This window comes from Arthrobacter sp. Hb9-2, from assembly GCF_059091165.1.
The window spans coordinates 89,525-96,557 of record NZ_JBNHGJ010000017.1; the positions used below are offsets into that span (position 1 = coordinate 89,525).

Below are 7,033 nucleotides of genomic sequence, written 5' to 3' on the forward strand. Positions count from 1 at the left end.
CCCACCCGGAGGCGGCAACGTCCCAAAACTTTACGCGTCAACTTATCCGATTACGACCATTGAACGTTAGGTAGCGTCGCAATTACCCTCTATTGTCCGTATTGTGACATGTGAATTCCACTTTACGAGAAGTTTCAGCAACTTACGCAGGCGTGGGGTGCGCTGATGCCATATCTATGCCTCCTCCTTTCCGGCGCCGCGCTGCTCGTCAACGGGCTGGCCACACTGGGGCGCCTGCCCCGCCGGGATGTAGCCGTCCTCAGTCTGGTGGTGGGGTCCGTCCAGCTGTCCCTCGCCGTCGGTTACGTCACGGGGGCGGACGGCAGCGCAAGCACGCTGAAGGGTGCAGCCGGCATGGTCCTCTTTGGGTTGACGTACGCGTATGCCGGGCTGGACGTGATACTTGGCCTCGGCTCGAAAGGGCTTGGCTGGTTTTGCGGCATGGTGGCCTTGGTCGGCCTGCTCCTGGCGGCCGCCTGGCTCCGCGACGATCCGCTGCTTGCTGTCCTGTGGCTCGGCTGGTCCGCACTGTGGGCGCTGTTGTTCGTATCGATGGCCCTGGGCCTGGCACAAGTGGACGTATTCACCGGCTGGGCGCTTGTTCTGGCCAGCCAGGCCACGGCCACCGTCCCGGCCGTCCTGGGCATCGCCGGATGGTGGCCAAACACCGTTCGGGCTGCTGCCGGGGCGGCGGTTTTATTTACGGGGCTTTTCCTTGCTGCCGGCGTACTGGCCAGGCGCACGCAGGCCCGGCACACTCGGGCACAGGGTATCCACGCGGAGCACCTGCAGGCCCGGAACGGAACAACCGCTCCGCGGTAAACGGCGTCGCCGTCGGCCGTACCCGCGCAGCGCAGCATGGGATACTCCGATAACAGTGCCTGCCGGACGAGCCGGCCGGCAGTCGGAAGGGGTCCGTGATGCAGGAATTCGTCGGTGTGGACGACATGGTTCGGCAGCACGCCGTCGAAGCTATGGCCAAGGCCGGCATCGAACCAGGAACCGACTTCGAGCGGCGGTTCGACCTGCACTTCCCGGACCTCCTCCGGCTCTTCCAGTCGTTGTACGGTTCCCGCGGGGACTGGCTGGACCAGCTCGGCGCACTGGTCCTGCAGTGCGCCCGCTCCTGGCAGGACCGCCCGGCAGGGTTGAAGGCCATCGACGCCAAGCGGGAGGCGAACCCCGGCTGGTTCCAGGACAACAACATGCTGGGCGGCGTCTGCTACGTTGACCGGTACGCCGAAAACCTGGAAGGAGTCCGGAGCCGCATCCCGTACTTCAAGGAACTCGGCCTCACCTACCTGCACCTCATGCCGCTGTTCCTGGCACCGGAGCCGCATTCAGACGGCGGTTACGCCGTCTCCAGCTACCGGGAGGTGAACCCAAAGCTGGGCACCATGGAACAGCTCCGCGATCTGGCGGCGGAGCTGAGGGCCAACGGGATGAGCCTGGTGGTTGACTTCATCTTCAACCACACCTCCGATGAACACGAGTGGGCCCGGCGCGCCGCTGCCGGCGATCCCGAGTTCAGCGACTACTACTGGATCTTCCCGGACCGCAGCATGCCGGACGCCTTCGAACAGAACGTCCGGGAAATCTTCCCCGAGAACCACCCGGGGTCCTTCATTCAAATGGAGGAAGACCGCTGGGTCTGGGCCACGTTCCACACCTACCAATGGGACCTGAACTACTCCAACCCGGACGTTTTCCGCGCCATGGCCGGCGAAATGCTGTTCCTGGCCAACCAGGGCGTGGACATCCTGCGTATGGACGCGGTCGCCTTCATCTGGAAGCAGCTGGGCACCCCCTGCGAAAACCTTCCCGAAGCCCACACGCTGCTGCAGGCTTTCAATGCGGTGTGCCGGCTGGCGGCGCCATCCCTGCTGTTCAAATCCGAGGCCATCGTGCACCCTGACGAGGTAGCCCGCTACATCGACCCCGCCGAATGCCAGATTTCCTACAACCCCCTGCAAATGGCCCTGATCTGGGAATCCCTTGCAACCCGCGACGTCTCGCTCCTGGCCCAGGCACTCGAGCGCCGGCACAACATCCCGGACGGCACGTCCTGGGTGAACTACGTCCGCAGCCACGACGACATCGGCTGGACCTTCGCCGACGAGGACGCTGCCGAACTGGGCATCAACGGCTTTGACCACCGCCGCTTCCTGAACTCCTTCTACGTCAACCGATTCCCCGGCAGCTTTGCCCGCGGGGTCCCCTTCCAGGACAACCCCAAGACGGGTGATTGCAGGATTTCAGGCACGACGGCGTCCCTGTGCGGCATGGAGGTGGACCCGGCTGAGGCGGTGGAGCGGATCCTGCTGGCCCACTCGGTTGCCTTCAGCACCGGCGGGATTCCGTTGTTGTACCTGGGCGACGAAGTGGGCCAGGTGAACGACTACAGCTACGCCTCCGAGCCCGGGCACGAGGCGGACAGCCGCTGGGTCCACCGGCCGTACTACCCCATGGAGCAGTACGCCCGCCGCCATGATCCTTCCAGTCCCGAAGGCGCCGTTTATGCGGGATTGAAAAGAATGATCGAGGTCCGGGCGAGCACTCCTGAACTGGCCGGCACCCGGCTGCTGGACTTCGCCACCCACAACCGCGGGATTCTTGCTTACCAGCGGGTCGGGCAGCGCACCCGGGTTCTGGCACTGGCCAACTTCAGCGACCTGCCGCAGACCCTGCCTGCGGAAATCTTTGCCGGATACTCAAGCGCCGCCGTCGACCTCCTCTCCGAAGCCGAGCTGAAACTGGACGAGGGCGTCACGCTCCTACCGCGCCAGTATGTCTGGTTGCGCGTCACCCCCTCATAATCCCAACTAGGTAGCGCCAAATGACGTTTTGACCACCCAAAACGACACTTGGCGCTACCCAGTTGGGACCGTAGGCGCGGGGCGTGAAACCATACGGATCATGGCCTCCAAGATTGCGTACCAAGGTGAACCCGGCGCCAACTCCAATATCGCGTGCCAGCAGATGTTCCCGGACATGGAAAGCGTGCCCTGCGCGAGCTTCGAGGATGCGTTTGAGCTCGTGTCCAGCGGCGAGGCGGACCTGGCCATGATTCCCATCGAGAACTCGATTGCCGGCCGGGTGGCGGACATCCACATCCTGCTGCCCCAGTCCAACCTGCAGATTGTGGGCGAGTACTTCCTGCCCATCCACTTTGACCTTCTGGGCATCCCGGGCAGCACCATCAAGGACGCCACCGAGGTCCACAGCCACATCCATGCCCTGGGCCAGTGCAGGAAGCTCATCCGTGAGCACGGCCTCAAGCCCGTGATCGCCGGCGACACCGCGGGGTCGGCGCGGGAAGTGGCCGAGTGGAACGATCCCCGCAAGCTCTCCCTCGCTCCCCCGCTGGCCGCGCAGATTTACGGCCTCGAAGTGCTGGCGTCGCGGGTGGAAGACGATCCCTCCAACACCACCCGCTTTGTGGTCCTGGCCCGGGAAGCGGCGCTGCCGGCCCGGGACGAGCTGCCCGGACCGGCGGTCACCAGCTTTGTGTTCCGCGTCCGCAACGTCCCGTCCGCCCTGTACAAGGCGCTGGGCGGGTTCGCGACGAACGGCGTGAACATGACGCGACTGGAAAGCTACATGGTGGGCAACGAGTTTGCGGCCACCATGTTTATGGCCGACGTCGAAGGCCACCCCGAGGACCTGCCGCTGAAGCTGGCCCTCGAGGAACTGGACTTCTTCACCACCGAGGTGCGGATCCTTGGGGTCTATGCCGCCGCGGAGTACAGGACTGCTCAGACCGTCAGCGGATGATCCGAGGACTGGCGCGGCTTCAGGAGGGCAGAGAAGAACCCGCCGAGCTCGGCCGTCGCGGTGAGTGGCAGAACGTTGGCAACATACTGGTCTGGGCGCACCACCACCACCACACCGCCGCGGTCCAGGCCTCGGAGCTCGAAGATGTCGGCGCCGGGATCGGTAGCGTACACCTTTTCGTAGTCGGTCAGCTTGAACGGGCCCACCTGCGGTTTGAAAACGGCGGGAACCTGTCCTATGTCCACGGCCGTGTGCGGCTGCTGGTAGATCACCTTCAGGTCGAACCAGGCGTCAGGGTCAGCGCCCGACGGCGTCGCGGCCAGAGGCGAGTCCGGCGAGTGTGCGATCCACTCGGCGAAGTCAACAACAGCTGAGTGCGAACCGGCAGGGGCTGCGTCCGCGAAGACGTAGATGCGCCACCGCCCGTCGGCCGTGGCGTGGTGGCCGAGGTGGATCGGATTGGTGTCGCCCACGCGCACCACGGGTGCCGATTTGAAGCGTTTGCCCACCGGGAAGCCCGTGGCCAGCGCCTGGTGCTTGGCGGGGGCCACCAGCATGGACGGCGCATACTCGGTCATAAATCCGGCCGGGAACTCTGCGGTGCGCACGTAGAAGTCCTCGAGGTCCGAGGGGTTTTCGAACTCCTCGGGCTTCTTGGCCATCATGGTGGACCATTCCTTGTCGAAGTCGATGAGGTTCTTTGCCACCACCTGGCGCTCGGCGGAGTAGGTGGAAAGCAGGCTTTCCGGACTGCGCCCCTCAAGCACGTGCCCAAGCTTCCAGGCAATGTTGAAGCCGTCCTGCATCGAAACGTTCATGCCCTGCCCGGCCTTGGCGCTGTGAGTGTGGCAGGCGTCGCCGGTGATGAACACTCGCGGAGTCCTGGTGCCGCGGTCCTCCGGCAGGACGTCGTCGAACCTGTCGGTGAGGCGGTGCCCCACTTCGTAGACGCTGTGCCACGCTACATTCCGCACGTCCAGGGTGTAGGGGTGGAGGATTTCATTGGCCTTGTGGACGATCTGCTCGATAGTGGTGTTGCGTACGGCGTGATGCGTCGCGGGATCCACCTCACCCAGGTCCACGTACATACGGAACAAGTGGCCGCCTTCCCGCGGGATCAGCAGGATGCTGCCCTTTTCGCCCTGGATGGCGCACTTGGTGCGGATGTCGGGGAAGTCGGTGACGGCCAGGGTATCCATGACGCCCCAGGCATGGTTGGCCTGGTCTCCGGCGAGCGTGCAGCCAATCGCTGCGCGCACTTTGCTCCGCGCGCCGTCGGCACCCACCACGTATTTGGCGCGCACCACGCGTTCCTGGCCCTCATTCGGACCGGAGGTGTGCAGGAGCGTCACGGTGACAGGGTATTCCCCACCGTCCTGAATGCTGAGCGACTGGAACTCGTACCCGAAGTCTGGCTTCAGCCGGGTGGGTGAGTTGGCGGCGTATTCGGCGAAGTAATCCAGGACCCGGGCCTGGTTGACGATGAGGTGGGGGAACTCGCTGATGCCCGTGGGGTCATCAGGAGTGCGGGCAGTCCGGATGATGCGGCTGCGGTCCGAGGGATCCGGCTTCCAGAACGCCATCTCGGTGATGCGGTAGGCCTCGGCGATGATGCGCTCGGCGAATCCGAAGGCCTGGAAGGTTTCGACGCTGCGCGCCTGGATGCCGTCGGCCTGTCCGATAGCAAGCCGGCCCGGGCGGCGTTCGATGATCCGTGTGCTGATATCCGGGAACATCGAAAGCTGGGCCGCAGCCACCATTCCCGCAGGTCCGGTACCAACAATCAGCACATCGACGTCCTCCGGGAGTTCCTCGGGGCGGGTGAGCCCAACGCCGGCCGCAGGCTTTACCCGCGGGTCTCCGGATACGTAACCGTGGTGGTGAAACTGCACGGGAATCCTCACTTCGTTGTGTGGCTGGAGGGCCGGATTATGTGTTCGATAATAGAATTTCAGTTTCCATATGAGAAAACCACGCTGTGGAGCAACACTGTACGCCACGTGTGATGCGGACGACAAGAGCCGCAAATTCGGCGCGAAAAAAGGCTTGACAAACAGCGGCGCGCAGAGCGAAGGTGATCGTATACGATTTCGTACTTCACAAGGAGCGGTTTTGGAGCAGGTCAACGAGGACATCCTCGCAGCGGCACGGAAGGTGATCGCGGTGCACATCAACTACCCCAGCCGCGCTGCACAGCGGGGACGCACACCATCCCAGCCGTCCTACTTTCTCAAGCCGTCCTCGTCGCTCTCCATTACCGGCAACGCCGTCGAACGCCCTGCGGGTTGCGAACTTCTCGGCTACGAAGGCGAGATCGCCCTGGTCATCGGCAAGGCCGCCCGCCGGGTAGGCATGGAGGACGCGTGGAGCCACGTTGCCGCCGTCACTGCCAGCAACGACCTGGGCGTCTACGACCTGCGCTACGCGGACAAGGGCTCCAACCTACGGTCCAAGGGCGGGGACGGGTTCACACCGGTGGGCCCGGCACTGATCCCGGCAAACGCCGTCGACCCCGCCAAACTGCGCATCCGCACCTGGCACAACGGCGAAATGGTTCAGGACGACACCACGGAGGACCTGCTCTTCCCGTTCGCCCGGCTGGTGGCGGACCTGTCCCAGTTGCTGACGCTTGAGGAGGGGGACATTATCCTCACCGGCACCCCGGCCGGCGCGTCCGTCGCCAAACCCGGGGACGTGCTCGAAGTGGAGGTCACCGCAGGAGACCTCACCACGGGCCGCCTGGTCACCCGGGTGGAGGAAGGCACGACGCCGTTCGCGGAATTCGGTGCCGGGCCCAAGGTTGATGACCTGCAGCGGGAGGAGGCGTGGGGGTCCCGCGAGGCCGCCGGGCTGCCCGAGGCAGCAAGTGTCCTGACCCCGGAGCTGAAGGCCAAGCTGGAAAGCGTGGCCACGGCCACCCTGTCCTCGCAGCTGCGCAAGCGCGGCCTTAACAACGTCAGCATCGACGGGCTGAAGTCCACCCGCCCGGACCGGCGCGTGGTGGGCCTGGCCCGGACCCTGCGCTATGTTCCCAACCGCGAGGACCTGTTCAAGATCCACGGCGGCGGGTTCAACGCACAAAAGCGGGCCATCGACTCGGTCAACGAGGGTGAAATCCTGGTGATGGAAGCCCGCGGCGAAAAAGGCACCGGCACCGTGGGAGACATCCTGGCCCTGCGCGCCCAGGTGCGCGGCGCCGCGGCGATCATCACCGACGGCGGCGTCCGCGACTACACCGCCGTGGCAGGCCTGGAGATGC

At 64.8% G+C, this 7,033-nt stretch carries 5 protein-coding genes; 4 read left to right on the plus strand and 1 reads right to left on the minus strand.

The genetic code is table 11. The annotated features are described in order from the left end of the window. Positions 1–165 precede the first annotated feature (165 nt). From AC5RV1_RS11555 to AC5RV1_RS11565, 3 genes are all read left to right on the plus strand, one after another. Positions 166–822, plus strand: a complete 657-nt coding sequence (locus tag AC5RV1_RS11555) for an AmiS/UreI family transporter (RefSeq protein ID WP_493994616.1) — start codon at positions 166–168, stop codon at positions 820–822. A 98-nt stretch (positions 823–920) separates the two neighbouring features. Continuing rightward, a complete protein-coding gene (locus AC5RV1_RS11560; protein ID WP_493994617.1) occupies positions 921–2,816 on the plus strand; it encodes an alpha-amylase family glycosyl hydrolase in 1,896 nt (631 codons plus the stop codon). A gap of 100 nt (positions 2,817–2,916) precedes the next feature. Continuing rightward, the gene (locus AC5RV1_RS11565; RefSeq protein ID WP_493994618.1) at positions 2,917–3,774 is read left to right on the plus strand and encodes a prephenate dehydratase; all 858 of its coding nucleotides are present in this window, start codon (positions 2,917–2,919) and stop codon (positions 3,772–3,774) included. Here the strand turns inward: AC5RV1_RS11565 and AC5RV1_RS11570 are convergent. Beyond that, a complete protein-coding gene (locus tag AC5RV1_RS11570; RefSeq protein ID WP_493994619.1) occupies positions 3,756–5,666 on the minus strand; it encodes an FAD-binding monooxygenase in 1,911 nt (636 codons plus the stop codon). The genes AC5RV1_RS11565 and AC5RV1_RS11570 overlap by 19 nt on opposite strands. 220 nt (positions 5,667–5,886) lie before the next feature. Between AC5RV1_RS11570 and AC5RV1_RS11575 the strand changes: the two genes are divergently transcribed. Beyond that, the coding region (locus AC5RV1_RS11575) for a fumarylacetoacetate hydrolase family protein (protein ID WP_493994620.1) at positions 5,887–7,033 on the plus strand (1,147 nt) is incomplete at its 3' end.

What these genes read in the sequence shown, in the direction of transcription:
- AC5RV1_RS11555 (WP_493994616.1), top strand. Translation starts at nt 166, where the DNA reads ATGCCATATCTATGCCTCCTCCTTTCCGGCGCCGCGCTGCTCGTCAAC.
- AC5RV1_RS11560 (WP_493994617.1), top strand. Translation starts at nt 921, where the DNA reads ATGCAGGAATTCGTCGGTGTGGACGACATGGTTCGGCAGCACGCCGTC.
- AC5RV1_RS11565 (WP_493994618.1), top strand. Translation starts at nt 2,917, where the DNA reads ATGGCCTCCAAGATTGCGTACCAAGGTGAACCCGGCGCCAACTCCAAT.